The sequence below is a fragment of the Bacillus sp. 95MFCvi2.1 genome (assembly GCF_000374965.1).
Lineage (GTDB): Bacteria > Bacillota > Bacilli > Bacillales > Bacillaceae_G > Bacillus_A > Bacillus_A pseudomycoides.
On record NZ_KB895692.1, the window covers coordinates 69,690 to 93,364 of the forward strand.

Annotated in this window: 21 protein-coding genes; 5 read left to right on the forward strand and 16 right to left on the reverse strand. The window is 35.3% G+C overall.

Annotated features, from left to right (window positions below; genetic code table 11):
• Positions 1–65: 65 nt before the first annotated feature.
• From C568_RS0105925 to C568_RS0105985, 13 genes are all read right to left on the reverse strand, one after another.
• Complete coding sequence (locus tag C568_RS0105925) at positions 66–638, reverse strand: cob(I)yrinic acid a,c-diamide adenosyltransferase (protein WP_018780994.1); 573 nt, start codon at positions 636–638, stop codon at positions 66–68.
• A 415-nt stretch (positions 639–1,053) separates the two neighbouring features.
• Positions 1,054–2,829, reverse strand: coding sequence for an ATP-binding protein (locus tag C568_RS0105930; RefSeq protein WP_018780995.1), 1,776 nt, complete (start codon positions 2,827–2,829; stop codon positions 1,054–1,056).
• On the reverse strand, positions 2,829–3,545 hold the full coding sequence (resD, locus tag C568_RS0105935; RefSeq protein ID WP_026008430.1) for a DNA-binding response regulator ResD: 717 nt from the start codon (positions 3,543–3,545) through the stop codon (positions 2,829–2,831). The genes C568_RS0105930 and resD overlap by 1 nt, the downstream gene beginning before the upstream one ends.
• A gap of 355 nt (positions 3,546–3,900) precedes the next feature.
• A complete protein-coding gene (gene ccsB / locus C568_RS0105940) occupies positions 3,901–5,058 on the reverse strand; it encodes a c-type cytochrome biogenesis protein CcsB (protein ID WP_018764253.1) in 1,158 nt (385 codons plus the stop codon).
• Between the two features lie 14 nt (positions 5,059–5,072).
• Positions 5,073–6,698, reverse strand: a complete 1,626-nt coding sequence (locus C568_RS0105945) for a cytochrome c biogenesis protein ResB (protein ID WP_029426968.1) — start codon at positions 6,696–6,698, stop codon at positions 5,073–5,075.
• Between the two features lie 149 nt (positions 6,699–6,847).
• Complete coding sequence (gene resA / locus C568_RS0105950) at positions 6,848–7,369, reverse strand: thiol-disulfide oxidoreductase ResA (RefSeq protein WP_003206580.1); 522 nt, start codon at positions 7,367–7,369, stop codon at positions 6,848–6,850.
• 186 nt (positions 7,370–7,555) lie between these two features.
• Complete coding sequence (gene rluB / locus C568_RS0105955) at positions 7,556–8,284, reverse strand: 23S rRNA pseudouridine(2605) synthase RluB (protein ID WP_018764251.1); 729 nt, start codon at positions 8,282–8,284, stop codon at positions 7,556–7,558.
• Positions 8,285–8,572: 288 nt separating this feature from the next.
• Positions 8,573–9,103 carry a spore maturation protein SpmB gene (gene spmB, locus C568_RS0105960; RefSeq protein ID WP_018780997.1) on the reverse strand — a complete coding sequence of 177 codons (531 nt, stop codon included), beginning with the start codon at positions 9,101–9,103 and terminating at the stop codon, positions 8,573–8,575.
• Positions 9,100–9,696, reverse strand: a complete 597-nt coding sequence (gene spmA, locus C568_RS0105965; RefSeq protein WP_016114058.1) for a spore maturation protein SpmA — start codon at positions 9,694–9,696, stop codon at positions 9,100–9,102. The genes spmB and spmA overlap by 4 nt, the downstream gene beginning before the upstream one ends.
• Complete coding sequence (locus C568_RS0105970) at positions 9,689–10,810, reverse strand: D-alanyl-D-alanine carboxypeptidase family protein (RefSeq protein WP_018780998.1); 1,122 nt, start codon at positions 10,808–10,810, stop codon at positions 9,689–9,691. Before C568_RS0105970 ends, spmA begins: the two co-directional genes overlap by 8 nt.
• A gap of 109 nt (positions 10,811–10,919) precedes the next feature.
• On the reverse strand, positions 10,920–11,834 hold the full coding sequence (locus tag C568_RS0105975; protein ID WP_003206588.1) for a superoxide dismutase: 915 nt from the start codon (positions 11,832–11,834) through the stop codon (positions 10,920–10,922).
• Between the two features lie 350 nt (positions 11,835–12,184).
• Positions 12,185–12,676: a DUF3907 family protein gene (locus C568_RS0105980; RefSeq protein WP_018764247.1), complete on the reverse strand. Its 492-nt coding sequence runs from the start codon at positions 12,674–12,676 to the stop codon at positions 12,185–12,187.
• A 23-nt stretch (positions 12,677–12,699) separates the two neighbouring features.
• Complete coding sequence (locus tag C568_RS0105985; RefSeq protein WP_003196277.1) at positions 12,700–13,089, reverse strand: hypothetical protein; 390 nt, start codon at positions 13,087–13,089, stop codon at positions 12,700–12,702.
• 219 nt (positions 13,090–13,308) lie between these two features.
• Here C568_RS0105985 and mprF point away from each other — a divergent pair, with 219 nt between their 5' ends.
• Positions 13,309–15,891 carry a bifunctional lysylphosphatidylglycerol flippase/synthetase MprF gene (mprF, locus tag C568_RS0105990; RefSeq protein ID WP_003206592.1) on the forward strand — a complete coding sequence of 861 codons (2,583 nt, stop codon included), beginning with the start codon at positions 13,309–13,311 and terminating at the stop codon, positions 15,889–15,891.
• 5 nt (positions 15,892–15,896) lie between these two features.
• Here the strand turns inward: mprF and C568_RS0105995 are convergent, their stop codons facing one another.
• Positions 15,897–16,679: a hypothetical protein gene (locus C568_RS0105995; RefSeq protein ID WP_026008428.1), complete on the reverse strand. Its 783-nt coding sequence runs from the start codon at positions 16,677–16,679 to the stop codon at positions 15,897–15,899.
• A 429-nt stretch (positions 16,680–17,108) separates the two neighbouring features.
• Here C568_RS0105995 and deoD point away from each other — a divergent pair, with 429 nt between their 5' ends.
• The 4 genes from deoD (at position 17,109) to C568_RS0106015 (ending at position 20,782) form a co-directional block, all read left to right on the forward strand.
• The gene (deoD, locus tag C568_RS0106000; protein ID WP_000110708.1) at positions 17,109–17,816 is read left to right on the forward strand and encodes a purine-nucleoside phosphorylase; all 708 of its coding nucleotides are present in this window, start codon (positions 17,109–17,111) and stop codon (positions 17,814–17,816) included.
• Between the two features lie 187 nt (positions 17,817–18,003).
• Positions 18,004–19,818, forward strand: coding sequence for a sensor histidine kinase (locus tag C568_RS0106005; RefSeq protein ID WP_018780999.1), 1,815 nt, complete (start codon positions 18,004–18,006; stop codon positions 19,816–19,818).
• A gap of 107 nt (positions 19,819–19,925) precedes the next feature.
• A complete protein-coding gene (locus C568_RS0106010; protein WP_018764243.1) occupies positions 19,926–20,456 on the forward strand; it encodes a tyrosine-type recombinase/integrase in 531 nt (176 codons plus the stop codon).
• A gap of 131 nt (positions 20,457–20,587) precedes the next feature.
• Positions 20,588–20,782 carry a DUF3924 family protein gene (locus tag C568_RS0106015; protein WP_003206602.1) on the forward strand — a complete coding sequence of 65 codons (195 nt, stop codon included), beginning with the start codon at positions 20,588–20,590 and terminating at the stop codon, positions 20,780–20,782.
• A 391-nt stretch (positions 20,783–21,173) separates the two neighbouring features.
• Here C568_RS0106015 and C568_RS0106020 read toward each other — a convergent pair whose 3' ends face one another.
• Positions 21,174–22,307: an RNA-guided endonuclease InsQ/TnpB family protein gene (locus C568_RS0106020; protein ID WP_018781000.1), complete on the reverse strand. Its 1,134-nt coding sequence runs from the start codon at positions 22,305–22,307 to the stop codon at positions 21,174–21,176.
• A 428-nt stretch (positions 22,308–22,735) separates the two neighbouring features.
• Positions 22,736–23,581, reverse strand: a complete 846-nt coding sequence (locus C568_RS0106030; protein WP_006094213.1) for a DUF72 domain-containing protein — start codon at positions 23,579–23,581, stop codon at positions 22,736–22,738.
• Positions 23,582–23,675: the final 94 nt, after the last annotated feature.

Sequence of the window (23,675 nt, forward strand, 5' to 3'; positions counted from 1 at the left end):
AATAACCGCCACACTTTCTCTATTGTGGTATATTACGGAAAAAAGTATACAAAAAAGAAAGTGAATTACTCCACTTCCTTTTTACGAAAAACAATTGCACTTCGTTTATATTCAACATCTTTCACCATAAGGCGAGCATTTATCACCCTAGCTATCGCGAATAAATAATCAGATAATCGATTGACATATCGTAATACAACTTCATTTATTTCCTCTTGCTTTCCTAATGATACAATATAGCGCTCAGCTCTCCGCGTTACCGTACGTGCAACATGGGTCACCGCAGATGCTGGGCTCCCGCCAGGTAAAATAAAACACTCTAATGGCGGCGCTTCTTCTATGTAGTGATCAATTCGTCCCTCTAAATATATGACCATTTCTTCTGTTACTTTATAAGGTGATTTTTGCTGCACAATTGCTAAATCCCCACCGCAATCAAACAATTCATGCTGAATCTTTTCAAGCTCCTCATGTATGTCTTGAAAGCATTCTTCTTGAAGCATAGTCATCGCATATCCAATATGAGAATTCGCCTCATCAATTGTTCCATATGCTTCTACACGAATATGATCTTTATCAACTCGTCCACCTATAATACTCGTTTGTCCTTTATCTCCTGTTTTCGTATATAGTTTCAAATATTCTACACCTCTCTTTTTAATTTTTATTCATTACACGATCCATCAAATGTAAGTATACATTGAAAAAACGACTTAAACCTTTCTTTTTTTGATGGGAGAGAGCATCCGACCATGCGTAGAAACGGTCAGTACCTTTTAGCCCCATGCCATGTGAGAACAGAAGGAGAAAATGAGCGGAGACCTTCTTTTATTTTCATAGCCGTGAGTTATATGCCAGCAAATCAACATGGATTTATTCTTTCCTTAGTCTAAGCTTCTTGTCTTTCAATCAACTTTCATAGAGAGACTACCATCTACAAATAGTACAATAAAACAAAAAGCTCTAATATTCTTCATTCCATTGAGAAAATATTATAAACTCAAAAAGAATAAAAAATACTAGAACTTCAGTATTCACTCACAACAATATCACTTATATTGATTGACCTGGTAAATATACAGAGAATATTGTTCCTTCTCCAACGACACTTGATATAGAAATTTTACCATTATGCCCTTGTACAATGTTTTTAGCAATTGCAAGCCCTAAACCAGTACCACCTGTTTTCCCACGTGTTCTTGCTTTATCAGCTTTATAAAAACGATCAAACAAGAACGGAATGTCTTCTTCAGGAATACCCGCACCTGAATCTTGCACTTCAAACATGAGTCCATTATTTTTCGTATCAATAATAAGCTCAACATGACCACCTGCATTTGTATGCCTGATTGCATTGTCAATTAAGTTCGTTAATACTTGCTCCATACGATCTGGATCAAACGAATGTTGCTCAATTGGATTACGGAAATCAACTGTTAACCGCACATTTTTTTCTTTTGCAATCCCTTGAAATTTGCGTCCAATCTTCTCAACAAATGGATGAATATCCACTTCAGATATATGCAATTCAACATGACCACTTTCCATACGCGCTAAATCTAAAAGCTCATTCACAAGGCGACCTAAACGAACTGACTCATCATAAATAATTTGTACAAATTCATTTATTTCTTCTTTTGTTTGAACAATATCATCCAAGATTGCCTCACTATACCCTTGGAGCATAACCATCGGTGTGCGCAATTCATGAGACACATTCGCAATAAAATCTTGACGCATTTTTTCAAGGCGACGCTCTTCTGTCATATCACGAAGCACCGCCACAGCACCGCGAATTTTTGTTTGATTATATAGCGGCGTCATAAGGACAACGTAGTTACCCTTTTGTAAATTAATTTCAATGACTTGCTGTTGCTCACTTTCTACTACAAGATGAAACAACTCAACAAGTTCCGGCGGTAAATTCCTACTTAATTCCAACTCTTTTTCTTCTTGCCAAACTTGTAAAAAATGCTCCGCCGGCGGATTGATAACAACAACCTCACACTCTTGATTCAGCGTTACAACTCCATCTGCCATACTGCTTAAGATACTAGAAAGTTGTTCTTTTTCTTGCTGTAGTGCATTAATGTTAAACTTTAATTGTTTTCCCATTTGATTTAACGCCGTTGCTAGCTCTCCTATTTCGTCTTGCGAAACCATAGGTGCTTTCGTATCAAATTTCCCGCGCGCTACTTCAAAGGCCACTTCACGCATTTTACGAAGTGGAGCTGTAATTCGTGTCGATAAGAAAAATGCAAAGAATGTTGTTAAAATAATCGCAATTCCCGCTGATAAAAAAATAAAATCTGTCGCTTTTTCCATACCCTGTTTCGGAACTTGCAATGATTGATACACAAACACCGCACTATGATTTGATGATTGCAGCGGCTTGCCAACAATCATAATATCATTTTCAGAGTTCTTCTTCGTTTTGTCATCAGACACTTTTTTTATTTTTTCTTTATTTTCTTTTTTATCTATAAAAACAGCTGCTAAATCTTTATCCTTTTTCAGATCTTCTATTGTAAGATCTACCAATCCTTCTTGTTTCGGTGAAGAAGAAACTTCATGATCCCCCTTCACAATAATAATCCGTGAGAGCGGATCAGCAAACTTATACGCGATATTCTCAATCGTTTTTTCGTCTGCACCTTCTTCAATTAATTCCGAAACACTTGTCGCTACTTTTGTAAGCCTGTTTTCACTCATTTCAATATAGTAATTATCAAAAAACTGCGAAAGCAAAATGGCAACAAAGCCAAGAACAAATGAAACAAGAAGCAATATGGTCATCCATAGCTTTCCTACTACACTTCTCCAAAGCATCAGTCGTTCACAACCTCAAACTTATAACCAACACCCCATACAGTTACGATCATCTTCGCTGCATCAGCTGATTTTTTACTTAATTTTTCACGTAAACGCTTTACGTGCGTATCTACTGTACGCAGGTCTCCAAAGAATTCATATTGCCATACCTCTTTTAATAATTGCTCACGATCAAATACTTTATCAGGAGCCTTTGCTAAAAATAGTAACAATTCATATTCCTTTGGTGTTAAATTGACTTCATCACCATCAGCAGTAACGCGATGCGCATCGTTATCAATTGTTAAATGCGGGAATACAATAATATCTTTTGTTGTTGTATCTTGTGTAAAGAATGTTGTTGTCACAGAACGTCGCAAGACCGCTTTTACACGAAGGACTACTTCACGTGGACTAAACGGCTTTACGATATAATCATCCGAGCCAACTTCAAATCCTTGCACCCTGTTTACTTCTTCACCTTTAGCTGTCAGCATAATAATTGGTGTCGCTTTTTTCTCGCGAATCCCTTTACACACTTCAATTCCATCTTTTCCAGGCATCATGATATCCAATAAGATTAAATCATAGTCATTTTGCAATGCTTTTTCTAAGGCTGTATCACCATTGTCAGCCTCATCGATTGTATATTGTTCTCTTTCTAAATACATTTTTAATAAACGACGAATACGATCTTCATCATCCACAATTAAAATTCTTGGTTCATTTTCCATTGCTTCCCGCTGCCCGAAAAAAACATGACAACGGTTCACACCTACCCTTCTACGATATAATACTGTTTTTACTTTTATCTCATAATAGATAATTCTAAAGCGTCCAACTTCCACCTTAACAATTATACTTCACAAGAATAATAAAGTTTGTTCATTTCTTTTCCAAAAATATGTATTTTTTTTGAACAGGACATTTAGTCCTCGACATCATTTTACAAAATCAACCTTTATTTTGCCATGTTTTTCTCAAAAAAGAAAAGAAATTGACAAAAATAAAATAGGAAAGTGACAACCACTTTCCTATTTTATTACGCTTAACTGAACGGTATGTCCCCTCTAAAAAAGAGAAAAAACCTTACGCATATGAGTGTAAACCAGCAATAATTAAGTTTACAGCTATAAAGTTAAACATTATAATGGCAAATCCAATTACCGCAAGCCATGCCGACTTCTCACCATGCCAACCTTTAGATAGACGTAAATGTAAAACTGCAGCATAAAAGAGCCATGTAATGAGTGCCCATACCTCTTTTGGATCCCACCCCCAAAAGCGCGTCCATGCAATTTGTGCCCAAATCATCGCAAAAATTAACGCTCCTAACGTAAAGACTGGAAATCCAATTGCAATAGATCGATATCCAATTTCATCAAGTAAATCACTGTTAACATTTTTCACTACTGGCTGAAGGGCCGCTGATACTCTTTTTCGTAAAATTAATCTTAATACAAGATATAGTCCCGTTCCAACAAGCAGTGACCAAATTACTGTATTTAATTTCTTTGCATTTATTATAGCAGGCATTTCTGCAATCGGTTCAAGTTTTCCAGTTGTTATTAACTTCCCTTCATGGGGTCCAACTAGTGCAGGCAGATTATATTTCATCTCAACTTTTTGTTCATTTTTATCCACCCATTGAAACTTTGCTTCATATTTCGTTGCCGAATAAACTGTTGTTACCGCTATGAATCCGACAGCGCAAACGAGTGTAAACACAACTGTTTCTAACCAAAATGTCCGTTTCGTCCTTTTTGACTGATCTACATTTTTAAGCAAATATATGACACCTGTAATAAAACTAATTGCTAAAATAGCTTGCCCAGCTGCGGCCGTTGTTACATGAATATGTAGCCAATTACTTTTCAACGATGGAATAAGCGGTGAAATTTCTCTCGGAAACATACTTGCATATGCAATTAACAAAAGGGCTACTGGTAAAGCGAATAATCCGACTATGCTTACACGATACATGAAATACATAACAATAAAAGCACCAACAAGCATCATGCCGAAGAATGTACCAAACTCAAAGAAATTACTTACTGGTGCATGCCCTGAAGCGATCCACCTTGTTACAAAGTATACAGTTTGAGCGACAAATCCTAAAATTGTTATGGTTATACCTATATTTGCCCACTTCCGACCTTTTTCTTTAATCGCCCCCCCGAAGAACAGTGTTGCAATTAAATAGAAGATGAAAGCGGCAAATAAGAAATTACTGCTGATTTGCACCATATATTCTCCCCACCTTAACTAATTTTTTGATCATTTACTTTGTCGTATGGTTGTGGAATTGTTGTTCCTTCAAGCACTTTCTCAATATCTTTCCGCAAGCCAAACCAGTTTTTATTTGTATGGCCAGCAATCCACCATTCATCTTTAACACGTTGTATCCAGATACGACGATGATTCCAATACATCCCTTGAATCACACCAACCATGAAGATAAATCCTCCGATTCCAAGAATCCATAGTGTCAAATCTTTTCTCACAATAAGCCCCGTTGCATTTCGCATTTCTACTCCTGCAAAGGTCATTTTATATTGATTATTTCCTTCTGGTTCTATGTTTTGTTGTATACCTACAAAACTCACTTCTCCTTCTGGCGTCTCTGGTGTAAACATTTTAAAAACGAAAGCTGGGTTGTTCGGAATCTTTGTTTTTGTATTGGGCTGACCATTCTCATCAAAATAAAAATCAGGAAAATAACTTAATAATTTTATAGAATACCCATCTCCTAAATCGTATGTTTCTTTTGGATTTTCTAAGTTAACTTTAATGGGTTTCCATTTTTTCTGATTGTCTTTTTTCTGTAAAGAAAAAGACATACTACCAAATTCATTTTCTTTAAAATCTAGTTGATATAGAGCAAACTGATCAAATTTTAACGGTTCATTCACTTTAATTTTAGATTCCTTTACCTTTTCTAACTTTGGTTTTTGTCCAGCTATATTTTCTTCTACAGCTTTATACAATACAGCATTTGTTTGGTAGTTTTTAGCGATCATTTTATCGCCTACACGCTCAATCGCATCATTAAATACTTTATCATCTTTACTCTTGTCATAAACTTCTTTTATAAACTTTTCATTCTTCAAATAATATTTCCCATCAGTTCCTGGGATCTCTTTTGTTTCCCCATCACGTAGCCACAGTGCTTCATCCACATACATACTCGGAAGAAAACGTAGCATTGCTCCGAATAGAAAAATGATAAGACCGATATGATTCACATATGGACCCCAGCGAGAAAATCTTCCTTTTTCCGCTAAAATATTTTCGCCTTCGATTCTTACATTGTAATTTTTTTTCTTTAAATTGGCTTGAATCTGTTCTAAATCCCCCTCTTTTGGAGAACCTGTCCCATACAATCGTTGTCTCTTTAAAAAACTTGGGTGTCTTTTTACACCCTGCTTTTTTAAAGCTTTATAAAGCGGAATTACACGATCTAAACTACATATCACAAGTGACACACCAATCGACGCAATTAAAATTATATACCACCATGAGCTATATAATTTATTAAAACCCAATTGGTAATATAGTTGTCCAAGAAAACCATATTCCTGTTCATAATATTCACTTGGTGTAACACCTGGAGGTATATACATTTCTTGCGGAAATATGGTTCCAACTGCTGATGCTAATAGAGTGATAACAATGAGCCATACCCCCACCTTTACGGAAGAAAAAAAACTCCAAACTTTATCTACTATCGTTCTCGTATGAATAAGAGAGCGCCGGGCACTCCCCTCATATCGCATATCTAATAACCTCGTATCTTCCTTGTTTTCAAAAGGTTTCCCGCAAGCTTCACAAAAAATTGTGCCTATTGGATTTACATGTCCACATTCACACTTTATCTGTTCCAATATTCTCACCGCCTCTTGTTTCTATTTATCATTGTATCTTCCAAATGCAAGTTACCACAATACTCAGAATTTTCAAGATAGGTACTAAGACGAAGCAAAGCACCTTCATCTATCAAACTCTTTTACTATTCGTTATGTAAAGGCTTTCTTTACTAAGGAGTAATTTTCTTTAAATATTCCTCCATTTGTTCCTTTGTTTGTGTACCAGTAATTTTCTCGATTACATTTCCTTCTTTATCAATTAAAAATGTTGTTGGCAGTGGACCAACGCCATATGTACCAATTATTTCTTGCCCTTTATCAATCGCAACAGGGAACTTTAATCCATATTGATTCACAAAATTTTTCACCGCAATATTCGTTTCATCTGCATCTAATGCGATGATTTCAACGCCTTTTTCTTTATATTTAGGATATAATTCATTCATATAAGGCATCTCTTTTTCACACGGTTTGCACCACGTTCCCCAAAAATTCAAAAATATCCCTTTTCCTTTCAGGTCATTTAGCTCGATTTTTTTTCCTTCTAAATCTGAAACAACAAAGTTAGGTGCTTTTTTCCCGATTTGCATTTTTTCCTTATCAACAAAAAAACCTTGATAAAGTGTGAATCCTACTGCCACGCTTAAAATAAGCAAAATGAGAATGCGAAATAGTAAGCGATTCTTCTTCATACTCTCTCCCCTCTCTTTGATGAATTTATATGTAAAAAATTTCTGTAACTACTAACTTGTCCTTTATTTCAAGCATTTGTTTATTTTAATATATATGCCTCCATAATCACTCACCAAAACGGTCGGTTCAACTAATCATCCATAGGGGATAAAACTCCCCCACGGATGGAAGTTTCACTTTACCACTTATCTCGGCTTTGTAGAAGCAAGCGCACGTAATTGTTTTACTTCATGAGGTGATAACTCTCTTGCATCACCAGGGCGTAGACTTCCTACTTCTAAGAAAGCATAACGTTCACGTTTTAATTTCATTACTTTACAGCCAAGCGCTTCAAACATACGACGAACTTGACGATTACGTCCTTCATGAATCGTTAATTGTACAATTGCCATCTCTTTACGCTTATCCCAAGAAAGGATTTTCACACGTGCTGGTGCTGTCTTTCCATCTTCTAATACAACACCTTTTTCTAGCATGCGAATTTTCTCTCCTGTTAATGGGCCTTTTACTTTTGCAACATATGTTTTCTCAACTTTATATTTTGGATGCATCAATATGTTTGCAAAATCACCATCGTTTGTCATAAGAAGTACGCCAGACGTATCATAGTCTAAACGACCAATTGGGAATAGGCGCTGTGTGATTTCAGGGAAAAAGTCTGTAACAACTTTTCTTCCTTTGTCATCTGATACGCTCGAAATTACGCCAGTTGGTTTATATAGTAAGAAATAAATAGGTTCTTCTTTTTCAAGAGGGATATTATTTACTTCTACTTTATCTTGAGGAGTTACCTTCGTTCCTAACTCAGTCACTACTTTACCGTTAACTTTAACTTTTCCTTGCTGAATAAGTTCTTCAGCTTTTCTTCTTGATGCAATTCCTGCTTGCGCAATCACTTTTTGTAATCGTTCCATTTCCATTATTCACCTCAAATTTATCTTACCTTCATTAGAAGGAGTTGGCAACCGCCAGAACATATAGCAGCCAGCCTAACATATCGTAAACAACATAGCTATGTTTCTAAACTTATAAAGGCCGAATTCGGTTTCAATTCTTTTTTATTGTTTACCCTCATATAGTTGTTCACAACAAAAGTTCATTATTTTGTCAAAAATATTCCACAAAAAAACCACTATTAAGCCTACCCTTAATAGTGGTCGTATACGTATTATAAGCGAATTAACTCAAAAAATGAATACCGATTACTGAAACAATAAAGAAACAAACACAATAGAACAAATAATCCCAATTAAATCTGCAAACAACCCTACCTTTAAAGCATCACCCATTTTACGAATACCAACAGCTCCAAAGTACACTGTTAAAATATAAAACGTTGTATCTGTACTTCCTTGCATTGTGGAAGCGAGCCTACCAATAAATGAATCTGGTCCATATGTAGCAATTAAATCTGTAGTAATACTTAATCCTGCCGAACCAGAAATGGGGCGTATGAGCGCAAGTGGTACAATTTCTGCTGGCACGTGAATCATATCCAACACTGGCTTCATTACAGAAATCATGGCATCTAAAGCCCCAGATGCCCTGAAAATAGAAATGGATACGAGCATCCCCACCATAAATGGTAAAATAGAAATAGCAATTTGGATTCCTTCTTTCCCACCTTCTACAAATGATTCGTACGTTGGAACTTTTTTTATCGTGCCATATAATAGAATAAAACCAATCACACAAGGTATCACCCATAATGAAATTGTATTAACAATACTCACTTTTTCCGCCCCTTTCTACTCCGTCTGCGGTAAAAATAGCGGTCAATCCAAATAGCCCCAATCATCGATAGTACTTGTGCAATAAACGTAACACCAACAATTTCAGTCGGATTCGCCGATTCATACGTCATTCGGATTGAAATCACAGTAGTCGGTATCAATGTAATTGCAGATGTATTCAAAGCTAAAAATGTCACCATAGAACGACTTGCTGAATCCTTTCCTCCATTCAGTTCCTTAAGTTGTTCCATTGCTTTAATACCAAGTGGCGTCGCTGCATTTCCTAACCCAAAAAAGTTTGCCATCATATTTGACAAAATAAATCCCATCGAAGGATGATCCTTTGGTACTTCTGGAAACAATCTTTTTACAACTGGCATAAAAAATGAGACTAATTTCTTTAATAAGCCCGCTTCTTCAGCAATCTTCATTAACCCTAGCCAAAAGACTAAAACACTAATCAGCCCAATACAAATGGTTACTGCATCTTTTGACCCTTCAAAGACTGCTTTATTCACTTCCTCCATCGTTCCGTTTATCATCGCATATACAATCCCAATAACCGCCATCGCCACCCATACGAGGTTAACCATCTGTTCCAACACCTAACATATGAGAGAAGATTTCTATCACATCATTCCAATATACTCCAGTTGTAGCAACCAACTTTCGCTTACTATAAAACAAATTACGTTCCCCTACTTTTTCTTCATTAATATAAACTATTGTCTTACCGACTTTCTCTCCATCTACTAATTTTGCACTCCTATCAAGTTCAACCTTTAGGATAACCTGTTTCTTCTCATCTTTCGTTAGCGGTATAGCGAAATCATTTTTTATATAAACATGATTTGTATACTTCTTTTCCTGCAGTCCAGAGAGCGCTCCTTTCCCTAGAACCTTCGTTAACTCATATTGCTTAAACCCTTGATCAAACAAATACATATGGTCGTCCCAATCATTAGACGCATTAAGTGTCACTACAATTAAATCTAATCCATCTTTCGAAGCTGTTGTAACAAGTGTACGCCCTGCTTTTTTTGTAAATCCCGTCTTGCCTCCTGTTGCAAATTCATAATAAGAAGTTACAAGTTTATGCTTGTTTTTCCATGGATAATCCCACATTTTCGATTGATATGTTTTTGTTCCAAAAATTTTCCGAAACGTTTCATTTCCCATTGCATAACGTGTTAAAAGTGCCATATCATATGCAGACGAATAGTGCGTTCCATCCCCATCTAGACCATGTGGATTTGAAAAATGTGTATCTTTCATTCCTATTTGTTTCGCTTTTTCGTTCATCAAATAAACAAACCCCTCTATGCTTCCCCCAACATTTTCAGCAATTGCTTGTGCTGCATCATTACCGGAACGAAGCATTAAACCATAAACTAAATCCTCTAGCGGTACTTTTTTTCCAGGTTGTAAATAAATTGCCGACCCCTCTACTCGAACAGCCTTATCGCTAATAGGTACAACTTCTTTCATTTTCCCTGATTCGGCAGCGAGTAAGGCAGTCATAATTTTCGTGATGCTAGCAATTTTTTGTGATTCATGTTCTAACTTTCCATATAACACACGTCCTGAATGTTCTTCCATCAATATGGCATTATGGGCGCTTACATCATTCATTTGTGCATATGTATGAATCGGTATAACACTTGCACACATTATAATAAGTGCAATTACAATCCAAGTTCGTCTCATATTCCCCCACGTCCTTTTGGCACTTTTTGTACAAGTGTATGCTTGGCCCCTTAAAATATGAACGAAATATTCTTTTCTATACCAGCAAAAAAGACGCACAAATATGCGTCTAATACGGTGTCCACTCAAGCTGTTTCGCACTTTCAAATCGCTTTTCCACATCGGACCAATTCACAACATTCCACCAATTTTTAATGTACTCATCTTTCCGATTTTGGTATTGCAAATAATATGCATGTTCCCATACATCAAGCACAAGTAACGGTATCGTATCCCACTGTGTGAATAATTGATGAAGGGTACTTTGTAAAATTTCTAATCTTCCCGAACGAGGTACCCACACAAGAATAGCCCAGCCAGATCCTTCTACCTTCGATGCAGCTTCTGTAAAATGCTTTTGAAAACGTAAAAAACCCCCAAAATCTTTCTCGATTTCTCGAGATAATGCACCTCTTGGACTTCCCCCTCCATCTTTTTTCATGTTATTCCAAAATATCGTGTGCAAATAATGACCTGAACCGTGAAAAGCCGCTTCTCTTTCCCAATGCTTGATTAAATCAAACTTATTTGTTTTCCTTGCTTCTTCCATCATTTTTTCTGCTTTATTCAGCCCTTCCACATAACTCCGATGATGTTTATCATGATGTAGCATCATAATCTCTCGAGAAATATATGGTTCCAGTGCATTATATGGATAGGGTAACGGAGGAAGCGTGTGACCCCCAATTGGAACAGATCTCTCAGTATACGTTCTTTCATATAACTCATATTGCTCATTTTCTTGCATAAATACTTCTTGTAAATGATTCTGGATGTGTTCCACATCATCACTTATCTCATACAGGAATTCAGCATCTGTTTCATACTCATTTTCTTTCATACGGTCTAATAGCATTTGAATTTTATAAGCAAGCATATGGACGTCATAAACTTCAGTTGCACGACTATCTAATACGTGAAGAACGCTTTCACACCAATTTTCTACTTCATGAAAATAATCCGTAAATACACCTTGCTGATTCATACGACACCTCCTCTATGCTATCCACTTTAACTATATTCAGCGCCCGCATCGTATATACCGTACAAAACAGCAAAAGAAGCTAGTCTTTCTCTAGCTTCTTTGAGTATTCTCTAATACTTATATAAAACATATACTAGAGCTATTCATCCCTACAATCAAAGACAGTAGTTCCCTCATCTTATTATATACATCCATTTTAATTCCCCAACATATAAGTCGCGGCTATAAAAATAAAAAGGAACCCCTACTCACTTTCTCCTTTTGTTCTCACTTCGCATGGGGCTGAAAAAGGATCTGACCACTTCCATCCATGGCCGGATCCTCTCTCACACCTAAAGAAAATGGTTTTATTAATACTTGTGTAACATCTTTGTTTGATAGTCCGTTTCGTAATATTCCAGCTCCTCACGCATTGTTTGAAACTTTCCTTCTAATTCTTGCATTACTTTTTCAATTGAGCTAGGCGGTATTTGTTGAAAAGCAATGGAATTTTTCCCTGTATATGCCGAGCGACTATTTTCATACCACTGATCACTTTTTGGCGAAAAGAATTCAGCAATTACTTGATGATAGATTTTATATAATGTTCTCTCAGCAGCCGTTTTTCGAAATGGTTGACTACTCAATAAAACAAGGCACGCATCCAAGCCTTCTTCACAAAATACAAGGAGTCGTCTTAATGATGATAATAAACCTTCATAATAATGTTTATTCCCTTCTGGTGACTCTTCTAATAAAGAAGGTAATGTATGATAATTAACAAAATCAGTCATTAAATCAATAACTTCTTCTAAAAATTCAGAAACTTGATGCGTTTGATTTTCAACCATTGAATTAGACATATCCTTTTCTCTCCTTTTCCATTTTACGCTATTTCTACTTTTTTATTTTTATGTAACTCAGCCATTATGTCTTGTACTTTTACCACTGTTTTATCATCAAAATTTTTTTGAAAATCTTCTATCCTGTTAATATATACACGCTTTTGCCCACGAAATTCTTTATTTTTAATAAAACAAGCTAGAGCAACGATATCACGTAAATATATGTCTTGTTCTTCTATTTTAAAAACTGGATTTCCTTCAAACGGAGTAATTCCTTGTAAAATTTCTTCAAAATAACGGACATATAATACAGAAAATGTTTTTTCTTGTTCACCCAAAATATAAGTTACTTCGGATCGATTAAAGAAATCTTCTGATGTATTAGGTTGTGCTTTTTCTAGCTCATGGCCTGCGTAACCTACTATAACCATCCGCTTTCCCCCTCTTCCTTATTTCGTTCTATTTTAACTCACTTTTCTGAATAAACAAAACTTTAATTTATTATTAATTCTTAGCAAAAAAATATATAACATTTCTATATTTATATAAAAAATAGTTTTTATATCCTGCAATTTACCTTTTTATTTTTCATGAAGTTTGTCATAATAAGAATATTGTCTCAGTTTTCTTATGCAAGGAGAGTTGTATTTATGTCGTTTTCGTGGAAACGTTTCTTACAAATCGGAAAAATTATTTTCCCATTTGTTGTCTTGACAATTGTATTCTTTCAAGCTCGGAAAGAATTGTCAGGTATTTCATTTCGAGAAGCAATTGAAACAATTAAAAACATTCCGACTGGAGGAGTCTTTTTAGCTATTACGCTCGGTGCGTTTGCTGTTTCAACAATGTTCTTTTATGACTTTGTTATGCTCCGCTATTTAAAAGCAGATGTACCTGTTCAAAAGATTTTCCGTGTTTCTTGGATTGCTAACACCTTAAATGGATTTATCGGTTTTGGTGGACTTGTTGGAGCAGGTATACGGACAATGTTATATCGGCCTCACGTAAAAGAGAATGGTAAACTTATCAAAAGCATCGCTTGGATGACAACTGCTTTTATAAATGGATTATCCCTTCTCTCATTCCTCGGTCTCATAGGAATACTAGATACAAGTTTTATTTTACATGAAAAACCTTGGCTATGGCCTGTCCTCATCTTTTTTGCTCTTTTTGTACCGCTATATATTGGATTTTCCAAAATTAAAAATCGAAAAAAGCAACACATAGAAGGACAGGAAGAAATCAAAGAGAAGAACCCAACCGTTCTATATTCACTTGTTTCATTAGTGGAATGGCTTTCTGCCGGCATCGTCATGTATGTTATTTTAATATTATTTGGAATTGACATCGATTTCCGGAAATTTTTAGGGGTTTATGTTATTGCAGCATTAGCAGGGGTTGTTAGTCTTGTACCCGGTGGTCTTGGTTCCTTTGACCTTGTCTTTTTAACTGGATTAGGACAATACGGTATCGATACAGGCGTATTATTACCTGCCATGTTATTATACCGCCTCGTATACTATATTTTACCATTTTGTCTTGGGTTAATTTTTGCCGCTTTTGAAATGACCGGAGCTGCCCTAAAAAAGATTGAAGATAAACCATTTATTGCACCCGCCTTAGAAACAACAGGTGTCATTTGGACATTACAACGTGATTTTTTAGGAAAGCTAGGTCCATGGGCATCAGCTGCTTTAACAGTCTTTACCGGCCTAATGGTCATCTTATCGACCATTTTACCGACGAGTATAAATCGTGCTCACGCATTACACATTTTAGCTCCAAAACATCTTATTCAATTTTCTTTTAGCTTATCATTAACATTTGGAATTCTGCTCCTTATTCTATCAAGAGGTATTTATTATGGAACAAAACGTTCCTACTATATGACTATTGTTTCTTTAATTGGAGCAGCCATTTTTAATACATTGAAAGGAATCGATATTGAAGAAACCTTTATTTTACTAATCGTGCTAGCCGTATTATATATGCTTCGCAAAAGATTTGTACGTGAAAAAATGTCAGTTTCGCTTTCCGATGTAGTAAAAGTATTTATATTTTTACTACTAACATTATACTTGTATAAAAACTTAGGCATCCTATTCGCAGGAGCAAAAGAAGCTTTCAAGCCCGATTTTGTCGTTCGTAATATTACGCAAGTAAAGAGAAGTGCACTTGCAGCTGCTTTCTTTGTTCCAACTTTTTTACTCATCGGTTCTCTTATCGCGAATCGCTATCGTAGTGTATTCCCTGAGCAATCAGCAAACGATAAACGTCTGCAAAACTTCTTAGATGAATATGGCGGAAATGTACTAAGTCATTTAGGTTTTTTAGGAGATAAACAATTCTTCTTTAGTAGTGATGGAAAAGCACTTCTTTTATTTTCAACAACAGGAAAACGACTTGTTGTACTCGGCGATCCAATTGGGGATCCGTCTTCTTTCCGTAACGTACTACAAGAATTTTTAGCTGAAGCGGATCGATTTGGATATATTTGCGTTTTCTATCAAATTGAAAGCAAATGGATGAGTTTATACCATGATTTTGGCTATAACTTCTTTAAACTTGGTGAAGAAGCTGTTGTTGATTTAAATACATTTACTATATCAGGGAAAAAGCGTGCTGGATTACGTGCAACTTTTAACCGTTTTGAACGTGAAGGTTATACCTTTTCCATTCATCAACCACCATTTTCAGACGAGTTATATGAAGAATTAAAAAATGTTTCAGACGCTTGGCTTGGGGGAAAAAAAGAAAAAGGCTTTTCTCTTGGATACTTTGATCGTGAGTATATAAGTCGCGCCCCTATTGCAACTTTATCTGATGCTGAGGGAAAAATCATTGCATTTACAACGTTTATGCCTGTTTATCAAACTGGTGAACTTTCTATCGATTTAATGCGTTATTATCCAGATGCACCTGGCGGGATTATGGATGCAATCTTTATTCATTTATTCCAATGGGCAAAAGAAAACAGTTATCATTCCTTTAACATCGGTATGGCCCCGCTCTCTAATGTTGGTTTATCCACACAATCCTTTTGGTCTGAGCGCGTCGCTGCAGCAATTTTCAATAACGTTCGTTATACATATAGTTTTAGTGGTTTACGGCATTTTAAAGAAAAATATAAACCGGCGTGGAGTGGAAAATATTTAGCATTCCGGAAAAATCATTCCTTGCCAATTACAATGCTTGCCGTAACAAAATTAATAGGAAAACGAAAAAGCAGCTAGCATCACTAGCTGCTTTTTCGTTTCTGAACTTGGAGTATAAACTCTTTTTCATACTTTTTTCCGTTTATATAAAATGTTCCCCATATTTTATACGTCCCTTGCTCTGGGAATGTAATACGATATTGCAATTGCTCTTCTTCATTTACAGGGACTGCATATAAAAAATGTTCTCGTTTTTCATCGATTATATAAAGCGTCGCTTGTTCTCCAGTATTGGAATTAAATTTCACACTTTCTCCTTTTTTTATTTGCAGCTGAAATGTCAATGTAGCTGCTTCATTTGGATGTAGCGCTCCAAATAAAAGCGACATTTGGTAATCACCAATTTTTTTGGTGAGCACTGTATCTTCTATTACATTCTTTTGTTTCTTCTCTTTTTCCTCTTCCCCAAAATTCTTCCTAGAAAAGAACTGTTCTGTTTTACCATGATCCTCATATAAGAAAATCGTATATGCTTTATCTTTCGTTTTGCCTGAGGATAGCTTATATGAACCATTTCCAGCAAATGCAGGAGTGATTCGCTGAATTCCCTTTAACTGCTCGTCCACGATAATAGCTCTAATACGATCATTAACTCCACGAATTTCGTTGTTATTTTTATTAAACAGTTGAAATGTAATATCTATTTTTTCATTTCCCTTTCTATTTTTTATATCCCATTTTACCTCTCGAATGTCCCCTGCTGTTTCTGTCGTTCCTTTATACTTTTGCATGTAAAATCCACCAGCTACAATAAATAGTAACGCAATTAGCCCAATGACAAGATTTTTCAAACAATCACCTGCCATACTTTTTTTATAAATTGTAACATAATTCTGACTATTTCACCTATAAAAAGAACATTGCTACATCTTCTTTCTACATATGTCCATTTTGATTTTCCAACATATAAGTAGTTGCTATGAAGAATAAAAGGTGACCCGCACTCGTTTTCTCTCTTTGTTTTTACTTGGCATGGAGCAGGAAGAGGGTCTGACCGCTTCTATGCATGGTCGGATGCTCTCTCCCCCCTAAAAAGAAAAGGTTTATATCGGTTTTTCAACTTGTATTTATATATTTCTTTTTTACAAAAATCCGCTATGTAATAAATAACAACCTATTGAAAACGTTGAATCTTGCATATACTACAAATAAGAAAAAGATTTTAATTGGTAGGATTCCTAGTGTATAATGCAGGTGATGTTGATTTATATCTATACATAACAAGGAGGATTTTTATGAGCGTTCATATTGAAGCAAAACAAGGTGAAATTGCTGAATCTATTTTACTACCTGGTGATCCACTACGTGCAAAATATATTGCAGAAACATTTTTAGAAGATGTAACTTGCTATAACAATGTACGTGGTATGTTAGGATTCACTGGAACTTATAAAGGAAAACGTGTCTCTGTTCAAGGGACAGGCATGGGTGTTCCTTCTATTTCTATCTATGTTAACGAATTAATCCAAAGCTATGGAGTGAAAAACTTAATTCGCGTAGGTACATGTGGCGCGATTCAAAAAGATGTAAAAGTACGTGACGTAATTATTGCAATGACGGCTTGTACAGACTCTAACATGAACCGTTTAACATTCCCTGGATTTGATTTTGCACCAGCTGCAAACTTTGATCTTTTAAAGAAAGCATATGATGCAGGAACAGAAAAAGGATTACATGTTCGCGTTGGTAATGTTTTAACGGCAGATGTATTCTATCGTGAAAGCATGGACATGGTGAAAAAACTTGGTGAATACGGTGTGTTAGCTGTAGAAATGGAAACAACTGCTCTTTATACATTAGCAGCGAAATACGGTGTAAATGCATTATCTGTATTAACAGTAAGTGACCACATCTTCACTGGAGAAGAAACAACATCTGAAGAGCGTCAAACTACATTTAATGAAATGATTGAAATCGCTTTAGACGCGGCAATTCAACAATAATACACAAAAGAACTTGTCATACGTCTGGCGAGTTCTTTTTATTGTTTTCTAAATCAAATAATTACTTTATATGACTTTTAATAAAAAACTATTTCAGATAGAGACAGATTTTCAGCATCTACTTTCTTTTATCGTTTGTTATAATAGAGAAAATATTTATGCGAGTATTCTTTTATGAGGTGAAGAAGTGAAAAAAAGAAGCATTGTCTTTAAACTATTTTTATTAACATCAACATTATTTACTGTTACCTTCCTCCTTTTTTTCGTTGGGCAATCATTGTTTTTAGAAACATTTTATATTAATAAAAAGGTTCAAACTGTCCAAACTGCCTTTGAAAAGTTTTTATCAAGTTATGAAAAAAGTGAGGGAACATTTGAGGAAATAAGAAAACTCAAACAAGAATTTCATGAAAAAACAAACGCTGACGTCGTTTTATTAGATCCAAATGGAATTATAAAAGATGAAAATAATTACTATATTGAGATTGTGGATAAATCAAATAAATCGTATTCCATTCCACTCAACAATATTTTAACAATCGATGAATATACGAAGTTTATGAATTTACAGTTAAAAAGTAATGATGTTATTCTCATAGATGGAATTTTCAAAAAAGATATAGTTATACCTGTTAAGATTACGACTCGTTATAATACATGGAAAAATGATAACATCATTTCTGACTTTGAATTATTCAATATTGATTGGACAAACGCTAAGAAAAATAAATATGCAAAAGACATAAAACCTGTCGTCCATACATTTGAAGGGATTGTATCCAAAATACACCTTCCTTCCAAAAACGACCTTCGTCTCGCAAATAATTTAGAGACATTGCAAGGAATTCAGCGCTGGGAACTATCTGTGATACTAGGTAAAACAAATTCAAATGAATTGACAACATTTACAATCGGAGAAGAGGAGAATGGAAAAAGTCAAGTTTTTGTAAAGCCAGTTATTGAAAAAGGTAAAATTAAAGAATTTGCTTTTACGATGACCTCCTTACAGCCTGTTAATGAAGCAATGCTCGTTTTAAAAGATTATTACGTTTATGCCTTAATTGTCGTATTTCTCGTTATTATTTTATTATCCTTTTATTATTCAAAAATCATTGTTAAACCGCTTATTAAAATGAACCGAGTCACAAAAAAAATGGCTAATTTTGATTTCACCGAAAAGTTACCCGTTTCAGTAGATGATGAAATTGGCGGTTTATCTAGTAGTATTAATACATTATCAGTAAACTTAAAAGATCGAATCGATCGATTAAACATTGCGAATACAAAATTACAGCAAGATATCGAACGAGAACGCCAATTAGAAAAAACTAGAAAAGAATTTATTTCTGGCGTATCTCATGAATTAAAAACACCACTGAGTGTTATTAGAAGCTTTGCAGAAGGTATTAAAGATGGCGTCAGCAAAGATAACACATACTATACGGATGTTATTTTAGAAGAAACAGAAAACATGAATCGACTCATCGTCGAAATGCTAGAATTAGCAAAACTAGAATCTGGCACGTATAAACTAGAAATGAATACTTTTTCACTTGGTGAACTTGTCCAACAAGTGTATACGAAGCTATTATTTAGTATGGAAGAAAAACAATTACAAGTAGAAATCGATGCAAATCCCTCTATATATGTTGAAGCAAATCGCAATCGCATTGAGCAAGTTGTTGTGAATTTACTCAGCAATGCAATTCGCTATACACCTGATGGTAAAGAAATTCGTATTCGTGTTATAGAAAATGAAGAAAAAGTAAAAGTGGAAATTGAGAATACCGGTAATCCAATCCCAGAGGAAAGTTTACAAAAGATATGGGATCGCTTCTATCGTCTAGACGCTTCCCGTAGCCGCCATACTGGAGGAACTGGACTTGGTTTATCAATTGTAAAAAACATTTTGGAACTACACCATGCCAAATATGGTGTATATAATACCAATGATAGTGTCGTCTTTTATTTTGATTTACAAAAAATAAAAGAAGTCAAATAATTTGTCTTAATTTCACGAGGAGTTCACATGAAATTCACACTCTCCCTTTATAGTAGTAAACAAGTTAATCCTTTCCTTTACACATATAAAAGAGGAGAGTGCGTGAAATGAAACAAGCAGGACAACCTATTCAAAACGAAAAACAATTAGAAAAAATCAAAAATATACTTTTACAATCTTCGAAACGTGATGGCTTATTATTCGTATTAGCTGTAAATTCCGGTCTAAAAGTAAGCGAGATTTTACAATTAAAAGTTGGTGATGTCATCGATGAGAATGAAAATGTTCGTCACTCCATTTTATTTTACAATGAAAAAGTTAAAAAACATAAATGGTTCGCTGTAAACGAAGACTTACAGCATGCAATCGAAGATTATATGAGAGAACGTAAAACATGGAAACGAAATGAACCATTATTAAAGTCTCAAAAAGGAACAAAATCCATTACAAGACAGCATGCATGGTATATTTTAAACAAAGCTGCAAAAGAAGTTGGTTTAGAAGGGATTAGCTCACATACACTTCGAAAAACTTGGGGATATTGTGCATATAAATCTGGTGTTGATATTGCATTTTTACAACACTTCTTTGATCATAGTACCCCATCAAAAACTTTAAAATATATCGGTATTGCATAAAAAACAGCCATGGTTCTTATACATAAAAAAGGTTACCAACTTTAAACTTGGTAACCTTTTTTATGTTTCATATTCTCTTTTCTTGTTTCTCCTATATTGTAGTGGTACTCTAATAACAAGGGGGAGAAATTATGAACACATTAACAATTGAATTACCAAAAGAAATAGCAGAAAAACTTGGTTTATTAAAACAGGCTTATCAAAAGAAAACAGGTGCTACAATCTCAGAAAGTACACTCGTTCAATCACTTATCTCGAAGGAGTTTATTCAAGAAATCACTCCTTTTGATTTACAACAATATGTAATAAAAAAGGAACAGCGCTAATCGCTGTTCTTTTTTATAAACCATACAACTTTATTGCAAACGGTTAAGCTTTGTTTTAAATACACATTAAGCGTACCAATACTTCTTATATACACCAGGACCATCTATTTCAACTTTTAAACTTTTAAACTTTTCGATGCGTTGACGCTCCAAAATGGATTTACTAATAAAGGCCTTCCGGTTGCTATTACGTCTGCACGTTAATTCCTTAATATTTCTTCAGCTTGTTTACCACTTTCAAGTGAATGACCCCTCCTTAACACTCTTACGAGTCGTTTGAAGAAGGGGCTTCCTGTTTCATAGAGTGTTTGCTGCTTGAGAATCCAAGCAGTCTTACATACTCTCCACAGGCGTCGTTTATACTGTTTGGACACAACCTTGCCCTACAGTTTCAGTCTTCAGTCGTTCTCACAAGTAATTGTTCTAACCCTTTTCGCAACATGTTTAGACTTGCATTATGATCCCTGTCTAATACCGTTCCACACTTTGCACAAATATGCGTCCGAATAGAAAGTGATTTTTTCACACGATTTCCACAACCAGAACAATCTTGCGATGTGTATGCTGGATCTACTTTCACAAGTAGGCCTCTAAATTTCTTGCACTTATACAAAAGCATCCTGCGAAAAGCACCCCAGCCCGCATCCGAAATCGACTTCGATACTTTCCGATTCCGAACCATATTTCGGATATCGAGATTTTCTATACAAATCACCGAATACACTTGCGTTAGATGATAACTTAATTTATGCAAAAAATCTTTTCTTTGGTTCGTTACCTTTTCGTGAAGGTTCCGAATCCGTTCTATTTGTTTCTTATAGTTCGCAGAGCCTTTCTTTTTCTTCGAAAGGTTACGCTGCGCTTTCTTCAGTAGCTTTTCTTTTTGCAGAAGAAATCTTGGATTTTCAAATACAGTTTCATTGGAAAGAGCAGCATATTTATTCAGTCCCACATCTATACCAATCGCACTTTCTATCGTAATAGAGGAAGGTACAACTTGTCTTTCGACACTAAAAATAGCGTACCATCTCTTAGATTGGCGTTTTATAATCAATTGTTTAATGGTTCCTTCTATTGGACGATGCAGATGGATATCCATTTCCCCTAATCGTTTGTTATATAATTTTCCGTTCTCTGCAAATGACATCGCAAAGCGGTGTTTCCCATTCGGTTTGAATCCAAATCGAGGGAAAGTGAGACTATTATAGTCTTTATACTGTTTCAATTTTGGATAACCCACATCCCCACGAAAAAAGCCATCATATGCCTTTTTGAGTCGTAAAAATACTTCTTGTAAAGGCTGTGATGGCACTTCTTTTAGAAAAGGATACCTCTTCTTATCGATGACTTGTTGTTTTTGCATGTCAGAACGTGTATACAATTGTTTGTTTTCCTTATATTTTCTTTGTTTATCTAAAAAAGCAGAGTTATAAGCTTGACGACAATATTGTAGCCAACGATCTAACGTTTCTTTTTGTTCTTTGGTTGGGAAAATCTCGTATTTTTGGCTTAGCAACATTGTCATCCCCTCCCCCTTTTTTCGATATAGTTTTTCAGATTCCTAAACACGAAACAGAATGTACGTTCCCTTTTCTGCTAGTATACACAAAGTTACATAAAAAGGAAATAGAAACTTCGTGCTATGCACGACCAACATTCATCCCCTCCCTACCACCCGGGCTATGCCCTACACGTGCTTGAGGAATGGGACTTCTGTTGGAGTACTGTTAAACTTTATTCAAAACCCACACCAGGCTATTTCCGCATAAACATCAAGTTTTTTATTTTATTTACGAAAAAATATTGACAACGATAATGATAACCATTATCATTTATTAAGAAGCCAACAATTGATGAATCAACCAAACGCTCAGTAACATTGTTACCCCTCTTTTTCATATAGAAAAACACTGTACATTCCCCCTGTTTGTACAGTGTTTTTCTTTTTTGCGTTTATTCAAATAAATTGAGTTGCTCCGGTTTTGGTTCGCCGTATGTAATATGCATCATCTCCATGAGTTGTTTTGCATTATCAGCAGCATCCCCGCCTGAATTATTATTAAATAGTACATATATGTTTTTTGTCTTTTTCTGCAATGTATGTAATCGCTCTGTCCATTCTTCTAGCTCTTGTTTATTATAACGATATAAGCAGCGAACTGCTCGCCAATTTTCTCCTTTATCAAGCCATCCATGAATATTACGACCATGAAAGCGTATCAGTGCCATTTCAGGATGAGTTGCTTCTAATACAAGTGGAACAGAACCAATGCCAGCTTGTGGTTCATCACAGATCGTATGAATCCATTCTTCCTGTTCTAAAAATTGCAACGTTTTATCATGCATACTAGGATGAAACCACGTTTGATTTCGGAACTCTATGGCACACGGTAAGCCTTCCATCTTTTCTTTTGTATAACGAAGTAAATCTACATTTTTCTTCTGACAATCAAACCAAGGTGGATATTGGAATAATATCGCCTTTAATTTATGCGCTTCTTGAAGCGGAATAATCGATTGTTTAAATATTTCAAACATCTCATCAATATTTGAAAATGGAATCTCTCCTTGCATATGTCCCGTCATCCCTTGATACGCTTTAACAACAAACGAAAAATTTTTTGGCGTTTCCCCCGCCCATTTCATATAATTTCGAACCGGTTGCATAGCATAAAATGAACTATCTACTTCAACAATAGGGAAATACTCACTATATGTTCGCAATTTATTTCTATTTTCATAGGAATCTGCATATAAAGAATCATGATCTCCCCATCCTGTTAATCCAATAGAAATCACCTTTCCCCCTCCTTATCCCATTTCTATAAATCTGTACACACCTAATTAACAAAGTTTCAATCTTCTTCAAGAGCATCTTTATAAAATATGATAT